14 protein-coding genes are annotated in these 17,446 nt (G+C 33.3%); 2 read left to right on the top strand and 12 right to left on the bottom strand.

The window, feature by feature from the left end; genetic code table 11:
* Positions 1–289 precede the first annotated feature (289 nt).
* From BIV18_RS07765 to BIV18_RS07755, 3 genes are read right to left on the bottom strand one after another with little or no spacing between them, the layout of a single operon-like run.
* Positions 290–1,543 (bottom strand): ABC transporter permease, encoded by a 1,254-nt coding sequence (locus BIV18_RS07765; protein ID WP_075660059.1) that lies wholly within the window; start codon positions 1,541–1,543, stop codon positions 290–292.
* Positions 1,543–2,226 (bottom strand): ABC transporter ATP-binding protein, encoded by a 684-nt coding sequence (locus BIV18_RS07760; RefSeq protein ID WP_075660058.1) that lies wholly within the window; start codon positions 2,224–2,226, stop codon positions 1,543–1,545. The genes BIV18_RS07765 and BIV18_RS07760 overlap by 1 nt, the downstream gene beginning before the upstream one ends.
* Positions 2,216–4,381: an efflux RND transporter periplasmic adaptor subunit gene (locus BIV18_RS07755; protein ID WP_075660057.1), complete on the bottom strand. Its 2,166-nt coding sequence runs from the start codon at positions 4,379–4,381 to the stop codon at positions 2,216–2,218. The genes BIV18_RS07760 and BIV18_RS07755 overlap by 11 nt, the downstream gene beginning before the upstream one ends.
* A 176-nt stretch (positions 4,382–4,557) precedes the next feature.
* Between BIV18_RS07755 and BIV18_RS07750 the strand changes: the two genes are divergently transcribed.
* Positions 4,558–5,871 (top strand): Na+/H+ antiporter NhaC family protein, encoded by a 1,314-nt coding sequence (locus BIV18_RS07750; protein ID WP_075660056.1) that lies wholly within the window; start codon positions 4,558–4,560, stop codon positions 5,869–5,871.
* Positions 5,872–6,031: 160 nt separating this feature from the next.
* On the opposite strand, the gene BIV18_RS07745 is transcribed toward BIV18_RS07750, so the two are convergent.
* The 5 genes from BIV18_RS07745 to dpaL are packed head-to-tail and all read right to left on the bottom strand — an operon-like array spanning position 6,032 to position 12,901.
* Positions 6,032–7,426, bottom strand: coding sequence for a cytosine permease (locus BIV18_RS07745; protein ID WP_075660055.1), 1,395 nt, complete (start codon positions 7,424–7,426; stop codon positions 6,032–6,034).
* Between the two features lie 14 nt (positions 7,427–7,440).
* Positions 7,441–8,862: a dihydropyrimidinase gene (gene hydA, locus BIV18_RS07740; protein ID WP_075660054.1), complete on the bottom strand. Its 1,422-nt coding sequence runs from the start codon at positions 8,860–8,862 to the stop codon at positions 7,441–7,443.
* 57 nt (positions 8,863–8,919) lie between these two features.
* A complete protein-coding gene (locus tag BIV18_RS07735; RefSeq protein ID WP_075660053.1) occupies positions 8,920–10,506 on the bottom strand; it encodes an N-acyl-D-amino-acid deacylase family protein in 1,587 nt (528 codons plus the stop codon).
* A gap of 11 nt (positions 10,507–10,517) precedes the next feature.
* Positions 10,518–11,690: a YgeY family selenium metabolism-linked hydrolase gene (locus BIV18_RS07730; protein WP_075660052.1), complete on the bottom strand. Its 1,173-nt coding sequence runs from the start codon at positions 11,688–11,690 to the stop codon at positions 10,518–10,520.
* Complete coding sequence (gene dpaL / locus BIV18_RS07725) at positions 11,687–12,901, bottom strand: diaminopropionate ammonia-lyase (RefSeq protein ID WP_075660051.1); 1,215 nt, start codon at positions 12,899–12,901, stop codon at positions 11,687–11,689. Before dpaL ends, BIV18_RS07730 begins: the two co-directional genes overlap by 4 nt.
* Positions 12,902–13,067: 166 nt before the next feature.
* Here dpaL and BIV18_RS07720 point away from each other — a divergent pair, with 166 nt between their 5' ends.
* Positions 13,068–13,748 carry a GntR family transcriptional regulator gene (locus tag BIV18_RS07720; RefSeq protein WP_075660050.1) on the top strand — a complete coding sequence of 227 codons (681 nt, stop codon included), beginning with the start codon at positions 13,068–13,070 and terminating at the stop codon, positions 13,746–13,748.
* Between the two features lie 202 nt (positions 13,749–13,950).
* Here the strand turns inward: BIV18_RS07720 and BIV18_RS07715 are convergent, their stop codons facing one another.
* Genes BIV18_RS07715 through BIV18_RS07700 form a run of 4 tightly spaced genes read right to left on the bottom strand, consistent with a single transcriptional unit; the run spans position 13,951 to position 17,413 of the window.
* Positions 13,951–14,595, bottom strand: a complete 645-nt coding sequence (locus BIV18_RS07715) for an ABC transporter permease (RefSeq protein WP_075660049.1) — start codon at positions 14,593–14,595, stop codon at positions 13,951–13,953.
* Positions 14,588–15,565, bottom strand: a complete 978-nt coding sequence (locus BIV18_RS07710; protein ID WP_075660048.1) for an osmoprotectant ABC transporter substrate-binding protein — start codon at positions 15,563–15,565, stop codon at positions 14,588–14,590. Before BIV18_RS07710 ends, BIV18_RS07715 begins: the two co-directional genes overlap by 8 nt.
* Entirely contained in the window at positions 15,565–16,200 is a 636-nt protein-coding gene (locus BIV18_RS07705) for an ABC transporter permease (protein ID WP_075660047.1), read from the bottom strand. Before BIV18_RS07705 ends, BIV18_RS07710 begins: the two co-directional genes overlap by 1 nt.
* On the bottom strand, positions 16,193–17,413 hold the full coding sequence (locus tag BIV18_RS07700) for an ABC transporter ATP-binding protein (protein ID WP_075660046.1): 1,221 nt from the start codon (positions 17,411–17,413) through the stop codon (positions 16,193–16,195). The genes BIV18_RS07705 and BIV18_RS07700 overlap by 8 nt, the downstream gene beginning before the upstream one ends.
* Between the last annotated feature and the right edge of the window lie 33 nt (positions 17,414–17,446).

Here is a 17,446-nt window from a genome sequence, read left to right as displayed (position 1 = left end):
TTTATATTTTGAGATTTATAATCAGATAAAATACAGGTTTTAACTCTTTCGTTATATATATATATATATATCACTCTTAAAATTTTTATATCCAATAATTTCTTTCGAGAAAGTTTATTGTAAAATATCTATAATATCTTTTGCGCTTCTTTTTTATATTTGACCTAAAAATAGAGCAAAATAAAAATGCATCGTCATCTCTGACAATGCATCTTTCTATATTACATATATTTTATTTTCAATATTGCTCTATGCTTTTAAAGCTTTAATAGTACAAAGACCTTAAACTTTATTCATATCTAAGGGCTTCTATAGGGTCAAGTTTTGCTGCCTTGTTGGCTGGATAGTAACCAAAGAAAATTCCTATTAGCATAGAAAATCCAACTGCTACTACAATTGAGCCAATAGATGGAAATGTGCGAGCTTTCAAGAGGTTAGAACCCACAAATCCTATTATTGACCCCAAGATTATGCCAAAAATTCCTCCAATTATACAAATTATAATAGATTCTATTATAAATTGTTTTCGTATGTCCCCTCTAGTTGCTCCGAGTGCTTTTCTTATTCCTATTTCCCTAGTCCTCTCTGTTACTGAAACTAGAAGAATATTCATTACTCCAATTCCGCCAACTAAAAGGGATATAGCTGCTATGGCTCCAATTGCTATTTGGATCGAACTCATTGCATTATTTACTTGTGAAATTTCGCTTTTAGCTGAATAATATTTCACTTCCGCTCTAGGATTGTTGGCGTAAAATTTTGCGTTTAAGTCGTCGACAATTGATTTTGCATCTTCTTCTATTGTATCGGGGTTTTTTAAAGTCATTGTTACATCGTAATAAACAGTCCTCGGCTCTGTCAAAAATTCTCTATCCCCTGTGGTCCTTGGAATGTAAACTGTGGAACTAGATCCATTAAAGGATTGTCCCATTACAGATATCTCTTCGTACTTGTATACGCCAATAATCATAGCAACTATTAGCTTGCCATTGCTCTCGATTTTTGCTTCTCTGCCCAGTACCTCTGGTGCTGAAGTTTTGTATACTTTTTCCAAAACCTTGTCGGATATTACTACAACTGACTTTCCCTTCTTTACATCTTCTTCATTTAAAAATCTTCCGGCAAGCATTTTTACTTTGGAAATACTTTTTTCGCCTGGAGATGTTGCCGATATTGAAACTTGCTCTTTATTTCTTTCTTCTTTTACAAAACCATTTCCACCAGCTCCATAGTAGATGAGTTCGTCGATCTTCCTGCCCTTTTGCGCTTCTAAATAATTTATTATATTTTCCGTTAGGAAATCACCTTCGCTAAGCTCACTATTATCGTAATCAGAACTTTTGGACTTTACATAAATTTGGACTGCTGTGTTAGCTATGGAGTCAAAGGCTTTGTTTACAGATTTTGTAAGTGCATCGCCAATTGTCGTAATTCCAATTACCGAACCTATACCGATTATAATGCCAAGCATAGTCAAAAAGGACCTTAACTTATTGGTTCTTAAGCCTTCCAAGGAGAGTTTTATTGTTTCTAATATATCCATTAAATCTCCTCCAACATTCCATCGTTCATCTTGTAAATTCGTGTGGCTTCCTCTGCAAGTTCGAGGTTGTGAGTGATGATAATTATTGTCCTCTTATCCACTTCGTTTAGCTTGTGAAAGAGATCCATTACATTTCTGCCCGTTTTGGAGTCCAATGCTCCCGTAGGTTCGTCCGCTAAGATTATGTCCGGATTGTTTGCCATAGACCTCGCTATTGCCACTCTTTGTTTTTGTCCTCCCGATAATTCGTTGGGAAGGTGTTTCATTCTATCCTTCATATCCACAATTTCTAAAAGTCTTTCTGCTCGCTCTGTCCTCTCTTTTTTTGAAACTCCTGCATAGGTCATTGGCAATTCGACATTTTTAAGTGCATTTGACCTTGGTATTAGGTTAAAATTTTGAAATACGAAGCCAATTTTTTTGGAACGATAGCTAGAAAGTTCACTGTCCTTTAGAGAAGAAATATCTACTTTATTAAGTTCATAATAGCCCGATGTCTGTCTGTCTAGAAGTCCAATTATATTCATTAAAGTTGACTTGCCTGAACCAGACTGTCCCACTACTGAAACGAAATCCCCTTCATTTACATCAAAATCTATGCCGTGAAGAATTTCTAGTTCGTTTTCTTTCCCAATGTTAAAGGACTTTTTTATGTCCCGCATTTTTATGAAATTATTTTTCATCTTCTTTTCCAGCCTTTTCATCTGGCAAATTTGTATCTAGGATTTTTACAATATTTCCTTCGCCATATCCTCCTGATGTAGCAAGAACTTTATCTTTTTCCTTTAAGTCCTTGGATTTTATTGCAATTTCTGCATCATTTGCAAGTCCCTTTGTAACTTCAACTTTTTCAATTTGATATTTATCCTCGCTCTTTTTCCTAAGTGCAAGTATATAATTTTTGCCATCTCTCTCGAAAATTGCGTCTGCCGGTACTTTGAAAGTGTTTTTTTCTTCGCTCAAAATATATTTAACTCTAAGTGTCATTCCTGGTGCAAGTTCATTTTCTTGTCCACTATTAATTTCTATTACCGTCTTGTATAGTACTTCGCTAGTTTTGTTTTCCTCTGAAATTTTCATTGGCACTGGCTCTATGGAAATTACTTTGCCCTTGTAGCTTTTGCCCATGACTGCATCTGATGTGATTTCTACTTCTGTCCCAATAGATACAGAATTTTTATCGTATTCCTTTAATTGTGATTCAACCCTCAATGTTTCTATGGTTTCGATTTTAGCAACAGATGCTGCTGGTGTTTGTCCTTCCTTTGCATTTAGCTCTGTTACAATTCCGTCAGCTGGTGCTTTTATCATTACTTTTTCTAACTCTTCTGTTAGATTTTCAATTTCTACGCTGTCTAAATTGTTAGCACTTGCCCTTGCTGTTTTTAAATTGTCTGAAAGTCCAGAAATTTCATTTGCCACTTGAGTTTTTGTAGACTCAAGATTTTTCTTTGCACTTTCATAATTATTCTTTGCGGTTTCTACATTTTGTGCCAAAGTTTTTAACTCGTCTTCACGTGCCTTTTGTGATTTTAAAGCTTTGTCGGAATTTAGATTGACATCATCTTTTGCTTTTTGCACTTCAAGCTTTGTTGCGTCCACTTGTTTTTCCTGTGCTTCTAATTCTTTTTCCAGTGCATCTGCCTCTGAGGTGTATTTTTGTTCGTCAGCTTTGGCATTTCCTAGTTCTTCTGAAATTCTATTTACTTCAATTTCAACTTCGTTTTGTCTTCTTGTAAGACTATTTACATTTTCATTTGCCGATTTTTTTATTTCATCAAAGTTAATTGCATCAAGTGCCGATTTTTTATCTATAATATCTTTATCACATTGTCCTATTTGTTTTATTACTTCATCAAGTTCCCTCGAAACTCTATCTAATTCTTTTTTTGCTTCATTTGAAGTTGATGTCAATAGACTTTGTCTATCTTTTTCTAGTTTTTGTTTTTTTGCTTCTAATTGACTTTTTTGTGCTTGTAGTCCACTTATTTCTGTTTGATAATTAGAAACTTGTCCTTGAGCTTCTGCTAATCTTTCCTGTTCTTCTTTTATGGAAATTCCAATTTCAGTCAATCTTCTCTTTTCGTTTTCAAGTGAATTTTGCAAATAGTCCGTTTCTCTAGACTTATCTGCTGCCATAGCTCTGTTTTCAGAAATTTTACTATTGTTTTTATTTATATCATCTTGAAGTTGTTTATATTTTAAATTCGTCGCTTCCTCTTGGTAGACAAGATTTTCCTTTGTATCGCCCTCTGCGACTATACCTTGATTATATTTTTCGTCAATGCTTCTCTTGAAGTCGTCATAGGCTTTTTGTGCAGTTAAATACTGATCCATTGCTTGTGTTATAGAAGTTTCAGCAGCTACAATCGCTGCATTTTTTCCTGAATCTCTGCCACTAATTGCTTCTGATAATCTTTTTTTTGCCGCAGAAATTTGTGCTGAAACATTTTTATCTGTGGCTGATTTTTGTGCACGCCTCGACTTTAACTGTTGCTCAATGGAAGATGAATCCAATTCTGCAATTACATCGCCTTTTTTAACTTTATCTCCCACTTTTACATTTACATGAGTAACGGGAAGTGGCTTTTCTGCATAAACTTCAACAGAATTTGAAGGCACAACTTTGCCTTTTTCCGTAACGGAATTTTGGACACTTCCCCTCTCCAATGTAACTACTTGGTTTTGTGAAACTCCTTCGCCATCTCCACTCTTTAGCTTTCCCGAAATTATTTTAAATATTAAAAATATAATTAAAAATAATAGCAATAATGCAATTATTTTAGTTTTCTTATTTTTAAAAATTAAATTCTTTGTCTTTATGTATAAATTCTTCATATTAACCTCCAATAACATTATATAGCATGAAGATTTTAATTTGCAATAGTTAAACGCTGCAATAGATTTATTTAAATAATTCTTAATTTTAAATTAATTTTTTTGTAATAACTTTTCTAATATTCTTTATAATATATTTTGTATAGAGTTAAGATATAATAATTAGGGGTGATTTGATGTTTGAAATATGTATATTAATTTTATTCATGCTAAATTTATTTGTAGCAATAGTTTTTAAAATACAACTAGCTTTTGCTCTTTTCTTAAATTTAATGCTCTTGTCTTTTTATGCCTACATAAAAAATTTTAGTTTAAGGGAAATCTCTACAATGATATATACCGGCATAAAAAGCACAAAAACTATTCTAATTGTATTTTCTCTCATTGGAATGATTACAGGGATTTGGAGGCTTTCTGGCACAATCGCTTATATAATTTATCACGGAACAAGCTTAATTAACCCAAGGTTTTTTTACGTTGGTATTTTTATTTTTAATGCGATTATTTCTTTTCTTACAGGTACAAGCTTTGGCACAGCATCAACAGCTGGTATAATTTCCATGTCAATTTCAAATGCAATGAGTTTTAATCCCCTTATAAGTGGTGGTGCAATTTTATCTGGCTGCTTTTTTGGCGACAGATCATCGCCAATGTCGACATCGGCATTACTCGTTGCAACTTTGACAAAAACTGATCTTTACAAAAATTTGAAAAATATGTTTAGAACCTGCATTATTCCCCTTGTCCTTACAATTTTAACTTATCAAATTTTTAATCTTGGCATTGACGCAAAAATTGACAATGGTGGAATAAATTTAATAAAAGAAATCTTTAACTTTAACTTGCTTTTAATAGTTCCACCACTTTCCATAATTTTGCTCTCAATTTTTAAAGTTGATTTAAAAATAAATATGCTTATTTCCATTGTGCTTTCAATATTTTTTGCAGCTGTATTTCAAAATAAAAGTGCATCAGAAATAATTAAGGCATTGATTTTTGGTTTCCACATAAATTCAGATGCTGGCAAATTAATTAATGGCGGTGGATTTATTTCAATGCTGAAAATGCTTTTAATAGTTGGAATCTCATCAGGATACTTTGGCTTTTTTAAGGAAACCCAGCTTTTAGTCGGCGTGAAAAAATTCATAAAAAAATTATTTTCAAAATTTCCCGACATGGCAATAATGTCAATAATGTCAATTTTAATTTCAGTTTTTAGCTCAAATCAAACACTTTCCATAATGCTAACTTATGAAATGGCACGTGAAAGTTATAAAGATAATGAAAAACTGGCCCTCGATATTGAAAATACCGCAGTCATGACAGCAGCCTATATCCCTTGGAATATAGCGGGTCGTACACCCCTTGAGATGTTTAGTGCACCAATAATGTCCTTGTATTTTTCCTTTTACCACCATTATATAGTCCTAATTAATACCCTAGCTTCTGTAATAGAATTTAGAAAAACAAGAAATATGAGAAATAAATAGAAAAATTTTATTACGCTTTTATATTAATAAAAATTTTTGCAAAATAAAACTCAGAACTATTGACGCTCTGAGTTTTTTTGTTTGTTTATTTTTTTGTTCTATAATACCTGCTAGATATTTTATTCCTGAACAGATATGATAGATCAATTAAATTCAAAACTTAATCTTCTTCTAATAAAACTGATTTACCTATATTTTGCTCATACTTATTTAATACAACAAATTTCATTAAAACATAATATATTACAACACTTATTGTAAGTCCTGTATAAAAAGCATAATCACCTGTAAATAAGGCTAATACAAATGATAAAAACGTTGCTAAAACTGCTGCAAAGTTATATCCATTTTTATAGTAATATTGACCTTGAGAATCATATAGATCTTTTATATTAACCTGAGTTTTTCTGATTAAGAAGTAATCTGTTAGTATTATACCAATTATCGGTCCTAGCATTAATGAAATCCATGACTGTATAGTAACCAAGAAACCACCTTGACTTTGTAGCTTCCATGGCATCATCAAAATACTGATACATCCGCAAATTATCGTACTATATGAATATTTTAGCTTTGGAAAAATATTCAATAAAGCAAGTGATGGTGGAAGCAAATTAGCCGCTGTATTTGTACTCCATTGAGCAAACATTATAACAATCAAACATAATGATACTGTAAATTTATTAGTAAACAAATGTGGAACTACATCGTTTAAATCCCAAAATCCTGTTGTTATTCCTGCCATAACTCCTACAAGCATCGTTAATACACCTACTAACATAAGTCCTATTACTTGCCCAATTATAGCTCTTTTATTTCTTTGCCAAAAATTCATTTTATAGTAGTCAGGATATCTTTTTATTTGTCTTGTTAAATCCCCCCCATTTAATGCCATTGTGATCCATCCACCTGCAATACCTGATATAGCAAATGGTATTGAGTAACCACCTTCAGCAGTAGTCGCCATTACATCTGGGATAGTAATACTATATACATCCATTATTTTAATAGTAATTGCAGTAAACATTATAGCTAAACATGGAATTGCAATCCATCCAAATTTCGCCATGGCCTCCACTCCATACATAGTGTTCATAATTTGTACTGCTGCAAAAATTATTATAATTATAGTTAAATTATCAAAACCTGGAGCCAATATCCCAAACATTGTGTTAAGCGAATTAGCTCCAACCCATGTTAGAAAACCGAACCAATATAAGCCAGGAATTGCTCTAATTATACTAGCTATATATGACCCTTTGTAACCAAATGGTGCTCTTATATAAGCCGCAAACGGAATTCCATATTTTGTTCCGATATCTCCAACCATTGCTGTAAGCAATGTAACTATTCCATACCCTATAATCATTACTAATGATATCATTAACGGTGATAATCCCTTACCATTATCAAAATATTGTGCACCTAAACTAAATGCCACTATATTTATAGTCATACCTGACCACAATATAATATAATCGGCTAACGACATAGTTCTTTCGCTATCTTGTGTAGGCATGAGTTCTTTATTCTTCAGTGAGTTATTATCTTTCATGATTAACCCTCCACTTATAAATCAAATTTTTGTATAATATTTTGATCAATTGACCTTTCTACAAACTTACCCGCAAACTTTTCTCCATAAAATTTTCCATCTTCTACAATTATTTTTCCGTGAGATATTGTCGTTTCAGGATATCCCTTAATCTTCATTCCTTCATGTAAACAATAACTTATATTGTTATGTAATACATCCTTGTTTAGGGTTACTTCTTTATCCATATCAACTATTACTATATCAGCATCTGAACCTACTGCTAAAATACCTTTTTGAGGGAAACATCCATATACCTTTGCAATATTAGTACTAGTCAAAGCAACTACATCGTTAATACTTATCCTCCCCTTATTAACCCCTTCAGATAGCATAATTGGCAACCTTACTTCTAGTCCTGATAAACCATTAACAACTTTTCTAAAATCTTGTATGAATTTACCTTCTGAGTCTTTTTCCAAAAACATTGATTTTTCATCTACATCAAATGTACAGTCATCAGATCCTATTAATGAAATAGTTTTATCTTTTATACCATCCCATAATTCTTCAGCTTGTTTTGGTGTTCTTAATGGTGGCGAACATATAGCAAGATACCCGTCTTCCCTTTCATAAAGGTCATCAAATAGTGTTAAGTAGTGAGGACCTGTCTCAACATAAACTGGGAACCCTTTACTATGAGCTTCCCTAGCTACATCAAGTGCTTCTTTATTAGTTGTATGAACCACAATAATGCCCGTGTCCACATACTTAGCAAACCAAACAGCTCTAGAAAATGCTTCAGCTTCACATAAAATTGGTTTGCATTTAGCAAAATTTACCCATGACAAATCATTTTTTTCTTCACATTCTCTTATATTATTTTCAGCTATTGGATTGCTTTCGCAGTGTAACATTGGCAATCCTTTAACTTCTTTACATTTTCGGAACACTTGAAGAATCGTTTCGTCATCAGCCATGACACCCTCTTTTTTGTAAGTCATAAACATTTTAAATGTTGGTGTACCATAATCAACTAACTTATCTATGTCTTTTAAAGTATACTCATTTGCTTCAATAAATTTTCCATGAACACTATAATCAATTGCTGATTCTTCCATTTCTTTTCTTCTTGCTTTCACTTGCTCAAATGGAGATTGACCTCTTGACATATTTGCAAAATCCATAAAAGTAGTTACGCCGCCATATGCAGCACTAACGCTTTGTTCAAAAAATGTATTTGCCCCTAATGCTCCTTGGAAAGGTGCCATGCAGTGCATATGAGCCTCAACTCCTCCTGGAAAAACATATTTACCAGTTGCATCTACTATCTTATTAGCTTGGTCGTCAGAAAATTTTCCAATTTGAACAATTTTTCCGTCTTTAACAGCTAAATCATTTTCAACAGTATAAGAATCATAAACTAACTTTCCATTTTTAATTATTAAGTCGTACATAAAAATCCTCCATTTTCTAAATTTTTTATTAAATAAATAACTTTAATAAAAGCTAATTTATCTCCCTTTAAATCTTAATACTTTGCCTGCTTTTTTAGGAGTTGCTTTCCCTTTGTCTATTAAAATATTTCCATTAACTATAGAGAAGTCTATTCCTGTAGCTAATTGCTTAGGATTTGTATAATCTCCATTATCTTTAATATTTTCAAAATCTATCACTAATATGTCTGCTGCATATCCATCTTTTAAATATCCTCTATCTTTAAGTCCTATTGTGTCTGCTGCTTTACCAGTCATCTTTCTAATGGCAACTTCAACTGGAAATACTTTTTCATCTCTGCAATATTTTCCAAGAACTCTTGCAAAGGCTCCGTAAAGTCTTGGGTGTGGTTTTGCTCCTATGATTCCATCTGTACAAACATTTTGTTCATCTCTTTTCATAAAGGTCTTTATATGTTCTTCCTTGCCATAAAAATCTACTAAACCTACAATATTTTCTTCATCTCTGATTAAGTCAAATATTGCATCATAGGGATCTTTCCCCGTAGCTTCACCTAGTTCAATAAGATTCATTCCAACATATTTTTCTGATTCTTCGTTTTTTACAAAGGTTATAAAGATTCCTTCAAGTCCTGCAAAGTCTATAAAGTTGTCCCAGCCCGGTATTCCTTCTTTTATGTCTTTTTTCATTTTTTCACGAAGTTCTTTATCATTAAGTCTTTCTATTAATTTGTCCGTTCCTCCGTCGTGAACCCATGGCGGAAGAATTACAGACATCATTGTAGAGCCTGCAACATAGGGATATTGGTCAAAGGAAATTGTAAGACCTTCTTTCTTTGCATCATCTAGCTTTTTTAGAATATCAGGAATCAAACCCCAGTTATTTTTTCCACAGATTTTAAAATGTGAGAAGTGAGTTCTACATCCACCTTCTCTTGCTATTTTTAAAATTTCATCCATGGATTCAAGCATTGCATCTGCTTCTGATCTTTGATGAGTTACAAAAACTCCGCCATTTTTCTTTATTACTTTTCCAAGTTCAATAAATTCATTTACATCTGCATATACACATGGTGGATAGATCATTCCTGTACTCATCCCAAAAGCACCAGCATCAAAAGCTTTTTGAAGTTCTTCTTCCATTCTCCTTTGTTCTTCTGCTGTTGGTTTTCTATTTTCAAGGCCCATGCTGACCATTCTCACATTTCCATGAGGTGCAAGATATGCAATATTTGGTCCAAGATCAAGCTTGTCGATTTTATTCAAGTATTCTTCTACACTTCTCCAGTCCCACTCATAATCATATTCACCTTCTAGTCCTGCCATTGCTTTTTTCCAAGGTTTTACAGTTTCATTATTTACAGGAGCAGGTCCCATTCCATCTTGAGCAACTAGCTCAGTTGTTATTCCTTGAAATAATTTTGGTGCAAGATAAGGATCTTCGATTACAAGCATTGAAGAATGGGAATGTGTGTCTATAAATCCTGGAGTTACAATTCTATCTTTAGCATCAATTATTCTCTTTGCTTCAACATCTCCTTCAACAAAATACATTTTTTCATCTTTAATAGCTATGTTTTTATCAAAGGGTTTTGTTCCCGTTCCATCTACTACAGTTCCATTTTTAATAAAGATATCGTACATATTTATCTCCTTTACAATAATAACGCTTCCATTACTGCTTCATAAGAGTCCACAACTTTTTCAAGCTCGGAAACTTCTATGTATTCATTGACAGTGTGTGCTAAATTTTCTCTAGAAGGTCCAATGCCAAGTGTTTTTATCTTTGCCTCTCCTGCATAATGACTTCCATTTGTACAGAAATTATATTGAGTTATCTCTGGATTTTGTCCCTTATCCTTTAGCTTGGCAACAACTTTTTTTACCCATGCTTCATCTTCATCAAATATCCATCCTGGAAAAAATCTTTCTCCTCCAATAGTTTCTCCAGTAAAACATTTTTCTTCAGCCTCTGTGTAATAAGCTCTAACTTTTAATTCACTATCTTCCTTCATTAACTTTTCTAAAAGTTCGTTTATTGGAGCCAAAACAGATTCCTTAGTTTCATTAACTAATAGTCTTCTATCATAAGTAGCAATACATTTTTCCGGCACGACAGATGCACCTGGATAGGGACTTGACTTAATGTCTACAAGTTCTAAAATTCCATCGCCTAGTCTATCATGATGCGTTGGTCTTAAAGTTTTAATCGCCTCGATTACTTTGCACATTTTATAGACTGCATTGATTCCCTTTTCAGGATTTGCTGAGTGTGCTGGCTTTCCTAAAACTTCAACTTTAATTTCAGCCCTTCCTCTTTGCCCAATTTTAACATTACAGTTTGAAGCTTCGCCAATTATTGCATAGTCTGGATTTGTATAAGCACTTACTTCTCTTGCAGCAACACCTTCAAAGCATTCTTCGTGAACTACTCCTGCTATAAAGATTTCTCCGGCAAAATCTCCCTTAGTTTTTTCCTTAAAATTGCTTGCTGCAACTGCCATAGACGCCAAAGCACCCTTCATGTCGCTTGAGCCTCTTCCGTAAATCTTTCCATCGTGAATTTCTGCCTCAAAAGGAGGATACTTCCATTCACTTTCATCAGTTACTGGAACTGTGTCCATATGCCCGTCAAATACAACTTTTGGTCCTGGTCTATTGCCTTTTATGTGACCAATAGTGTTTCCATACTTGTCCACATGAACATCATCAAAGCCATTCTCTTCAAAGAATTTTGTTAGTTCTTCTGATACTCCCTTCTCCTTTCCTGAATAGCTTTGTCTTCTGATTAACTTTTGCGTTAACTCTACTGCACTTATCTTGCTCATTTTTTACCTCCTGTACTTTCATATTTACCATCCCATACAATGTCTAAATAGTTTTTAGCATCCGTGTCGCCTTCCGTAGAAACAAATATTAAATTTGAATCTGAATTTATATTTAATTTCTTTCTTACATCTTTAAAACTATCATCAGTTAAAATTTTTATAATTGCACCAAAAGGAGCTGCACCACTTTCCCCTGAAATAATCCTTTTATCATCCCTATAAGGATTTCCTAGAACTCTCATGCCAAAGGCTGCAAATTCATCTGATGCCTTAATATAATGTTCACAATTATCCAAAAGAACTTTTAGACCAAATGTATTTGGTTCTCCACAAGCAAGCCCCGCCATAATTGTTTTATGCTCTCCACCAACTAAAACTCTTTCGTTTGCAATAGCTGATTCATAGATACAAGCAACAGTATCTGGCTCTACAATAGTAAAACTTGGCTTATCTTCACCCTTGTACATATTTGTAAAAAATCCAGTAGTTGCTGCTGCAAAGGACCCAACGCCAGCTTGCAAAAACACATGAGTTGGCTTAATATTTTTCTCTTGCAAAGTTTCATACATTTCCCACGCAAGAGTCATATATCCCTGCATAATCCACTTTGGAATATCCTCATATCCATCCCAAGCAGTGTCTTGAACCATAATGTATCCCTTTTCTTCAGCAAGTTTATTAGCTTCTCTAACGCATTCATCATAGTTCATATCTAAAACTTTTACAGTTGCACCTTCTTTTTCAATATTTTTAACTCTCTCTTCAACTGATCCCCTTGGCATATATACAATTGATTTTTGAGCTAATTTATTAGCAGCCCAAGCAACTCCACGACCATGATTACCATCTGTCGCCGTTATAAAAGTAATATCTCCTAATTTATCTTTAACTTCTTTAGAAGTTAATTTTTCAAAATCTAAATTTTTGATGTCCATATTTAGCTTTTCTGCAATAACTTTTCCAATGGCATAACTTCCACCAAGAACTTTGAATGCATTTAATCCAAACCTATTGGATTCATCCTTAACCAAAATATTTTTTACACCTATTTTTTCCGAAAGATTTTTTAGTTCTACAAAAGGCGTTTCTTCATACATGGGAAAGTTATTGTGATAATTATGAACTTCTATCGCTACATCTTTATTTAAAAAGCTTATATCATATCTTTCCTTTTTATCCTTTTGTTCTTTAGTAAAAATTTCTAATTTCATAGACTCCCCTTTTTATAAATAATTGAATATAATTTTTAGTATTATGTGATATATCACATAATACATTGCAAACCTTTTTTTGTCAACCCTTTTTCAACACTACTTTTTATAATTATTTTATGATATACTTTAAATTAATAATGAAAACGAGGTTTTAATGTAAAATATGCTATTAGAAAATAGGAGAAATGAAAAAATAAATAGAACTTTTATTAAGGATGAAGTTTATGATACTCTTTCTAACTGGATAATAACAGGTTATTTGGAGCCTGAAACAAAAATAAATATAAATGATCTTTCAGAGAAGCTTGGAATAAGCAGAACTCCTGTTAGGGAAGCCATTCTAAAATTAGAAAATGAAGGACTAATACTTTCAAAAGCTAATCGTTGGACAATTGTCGCACCCATTGATTTAGATGCCTCCTTTTATACTTATTCTGTGGTAGCTAGTTTAGAGATGCTCGCACTTGAACAAGCTTTTGATAAAATTGACGATGACTTTATTAATGCCCTTCAAAAAATAAATGCAAAATTAGATCTTGCTTTTAAGAATCTCGACACAATGGAACTTTTAAATTACGACAATGAATTTCACGACAGCTTTATTTACTTGTCAAAGAATCCAGAATTACCTTCTATTATCCACCCTCTTAAAAAGAAAATTCAACGAGTTGAGCTTTCTTTTTTTAAAGACAACGACGGCAAGTCAAATACTTTTGGAGAGCACAAAGCTTTAATAGAAGCTCTTAAAAAAAGAGATTTGGAATTGGCTAAGCTTTGTTTAAAATCAAATTGGTACAACTCAATAAATTTAGTAAAAGGAAAAAGTAAAAATAAGGATAAATAGTTTTATAAATTATATAGAAGTATTTTTTTCAATTTAAACTGCCTTTTTTGCAAACAAAAACTCAGAACTATTGACGCTCTGAGTTTTTTATTTTGCTATTAAATTGTATCTTTCACTTTAAATAATCTTATTTATAAAATTTTTTTATTAATTTAAGCTAATTGTAAACTTTGCTTTACTGTTTACTTTTAATCAAATTAAATCAAACTTTTGTAAAGGTTCTTGGCGTTAGCTTATTTTCTATTATTCCAAGTATAAAGTCTGCCAATACTGCCATTAGTGCCGTTGGTATTGCTCCTGCAATTATTATCGGGCTTCCATTGGCAACAGTTATTCCTCTTGTTATTATATCGCCAAGTCCTCCTGCACCTATGAAGGTTCCCACTGCTGTTACTCCTATGGCAAGGACTAGTGCATTTCTAATGCCGCCCATTATAATTGAAATTGCAAGGGGCAATTCAACTTTTGTCATTAGTTGAATTCTTGTCATGCCCATACCCATTGCTGCGTCAACAAGTTCTGGCGTTACAGAATTTATGCCAGAAACTGTGTTTTTTAATATGGGAAGAATTGCGTATAGAAATACGGCAAAGACCACTGTATTTGGCCCCGTTCCTATTAAAAACATGAGCATAGCAAGCATTGCAAGGGAAGGTATGGTCTGCATTACATTGGCAATGCTAATTGTAAGCCTTGAAAGTTTTCTTTTTCTCGCCACAAAAAATCCAAGAGGTATTGCAATTATTGATGCAAATAAAACTCCATAAAGGGAAATTAAAAAGTGCCTAATAAATTGCTCGAAAACATAGCTTGAATTTTGTGCGTAGTACATTATTACCTCAGACATTTTTTCCTCCTTCCACAAAAGTTTTATACTCTTGTAACTTATTTTTGTCGACTTTTACATCTTCAAAATAATTATTTTTTTTCAAAAAGTTTTCCGCTACCTTTGCCGGTTCAATTAAATCTTCATCTGCTTGTCTATTTAATTCCTGCATAGTTTTTGATGAGACTTGTCCCACTAGTTTCATTATTGCAATTTCTGCTTCTGGATATTTTTCCACAATTTCTTCCGATGCAATGGGCGATGCGTCATAGGGTGGGAAAAGTCTTTTGTCATCTTCTAATATTACTAAGTCGTAAGATGAAATTTTTCCGTCAGTTGAGTATCCAAGGACTACATCCATTTCGCCACTGGCAAGTGCTGTATATACGAGTCCAATATCCATTGGGTAGACACTTTTAAATCCATAGCCATAAGTTTCTTGAAAGGCTTTATACCCATCGCCTTCTCTCTTTATCCAAGCGGTGTCTACTCCCACGCTAACTTTGTCCTTTAGTTTTTCTAAATCTGAAACTTTTTTAAGATTATTTTCTTCTGCAAATTTTTTAGTAACCATAAAGGCATAAGTGTTGTCAAAGCCAAAGGATGGATACCAAAATCTATTCCACCTTTTATAATATTCCTTCATTACAACTTCTTGTGCTTCTTTTGGATCTCTTATTGGTTCCATGCCAAGTTCGCCACTAAGTGCGGTACCTGTGTACATGGCACCAACTACATTGACATCTCCTTTTAACATGGCTATGTGATTTAAGACTGACGATGACAAATTTGTTATTAGTGAAACATTAAGGTCTGTGTGATGTTCTATCATTTGCTTAACCATTTCTCCCAATATTTGTCTTTCAGTATTCGACCCAGTGGCAACAACTACATTTGTTTTTGTGTTTCCACCAATGCCTGGTAATGTGCAAGATGTCAAAAATATGGAAGCCATCGCAAAAATTAAAATTAATTTTTTAAATTTTTTCATCATGCCACCTCACTTGTCTTGTTAGGTGAAAGCTTGTCTTCCAAAATTCCAAAGAAGAAATCAACGATTATAGCCATTAATGTTACGGGAATTGTTCCCCATACAACCATTGGCATTATTGCATTTGTAAGTCCATTAAATATAAAATCTCCAAGTCCTCCTGCTCCAACATAGGATGCTAGAGTTGTCCATGCAAGTACATAAATAGCAGAAAGTCTTATACCACTCATAATTACTGGCATAGCCATTGGTATTTGAACCTTCAGAAGAATTTGCGACCTCGTCATACCCATGCCCTTGGCTGCGTCAATTAATTTGTCGTTAACTCCTGCTATTCCTAGATAAGTATTTCTCAAAATTGGAAGTAAAGAATAGATAAAAAGGGAAACTATGGCAGGTTTTTTGCCAACTCCAAAAATTGGAATCATAAGTGCCAATAGCGCAAAGGAAGGTACAGTTTGGAGTACTGATGCAATTGCCATTACAATTTTTGCCGTAGTCTTTGAGCGAGTTAAAAATATTCCCAGTGGAACTGCAATTAAAACTCCAAAAAATAGTGAAATTGCTGCAATAAAAAGATGTTCCATTGATTTTGATAAAATTTCTCCACTATTATTAAGTAAAAAATCAATCATTATCTTCACCTATCTTTTTAGATGCCTCTCCTGATGCGTCTTTCATAAGTTCTGACAAGTTGTCGTCTTCAAAAATTTCTTCACTTTCTTCGCCATCTTCATTTTCCCAAAGGTTCGTGTAAATTGTATCTACTACGGAAGCTCTAGTTACTAGACCAACGAGTTTGTTTTCTATATCCACTACTGGAAGGTTTTTTATATCTAAGTTATAAATATCTCTTATGGCATTCATAATAACTGTGTCTTCTCTTATTGCGTGAACTTTTTCCATTACTTCATTAAGGGACTTTATTTTTTTACCAAATCTTCCTATGTCAAACATTCCAACTGCTCCAAGAAGATGGCTTTCTTCGTCAGTTACAAAAATTGTATCTACTCTTCTCTTTCTCATAAGGGCAAGGGCATCGTAAGTAGACCTGTCGCTAGAAAGTGAAACTGGATCTTTTAACATTATTGTTTCTACTGTTCTGTAAGATGTTTTTGCTTCGTTTAACTTTTCTTCTCCAAGCATATCTTCCACGTACTTGCTCTTTGGATTTTTTAAAATATTTTCTGGCGTGTCAAATTGTTCCACATGTCCCTTTCTCATGATTACAATTCTATCTGCAAGGGACAGCGCCTCGTCCATATCGTGAGAAACAAATACTATGGTCTTTCCCATTTCTTTTTGAAGTCTCTTTACAAGCTTTTGCAAAGCATCTCTAGTTATTGGATCAAGTGCGCCAAAGGGCTCGTCCATTAATATAATATCTTGATCTGCTGCAAGAGCTCTTATTACTCCTATTCTTTGTTGTTGTCCTCCAGATAGTTCCGATGGATATTTATCTAAATAAGATAAGGGCAAGTCTACTTTTTCGATTAAGTTTTCTGCTATTGGTCTAAGTTTGTCTTCGTCCCACTTTAAAAGTCTTGGCACGAGGACTATGTTATCGTAGACTGTCATATGCGGGAGTAGTCCAATTTGTTGAATTACATATCCAATTTTCCTTCTAAGATCAACTGGATCCATGTTTTTTATGCTAACTCCATTTATCAAGATATCTCCACTAGTTATGTCATTCATTCTGTTGATCATTCTCATGCAAGTAGTCTTCCCCGATCCACTGGCTCCAATAAAGCATATAAATTCGCCATCCTTAAATTTTAAATTTATATTTTCAGCTGCAACCTGATTGCCAGGATAGATTTTACTGACATTTTTAAATTCTATCATTCTAACCTCTCCTTTTTACTTATTTTATTATAC

It is taken from the genome of Peptoniphilus grossensis, assembly GCF_001940285.1.
Taxonomy (GTDB): Bacteria; Bacillota; Clostridia; order Tissierellales; family Peptoniphilaceae; genus Peptoniphilus_A; species Peptoniphilus_A faecalis.
Note: the sequence above shows the minus strand (reverse complement) of the source record. Positions and strands in the feature narration are given on the sequence as shown.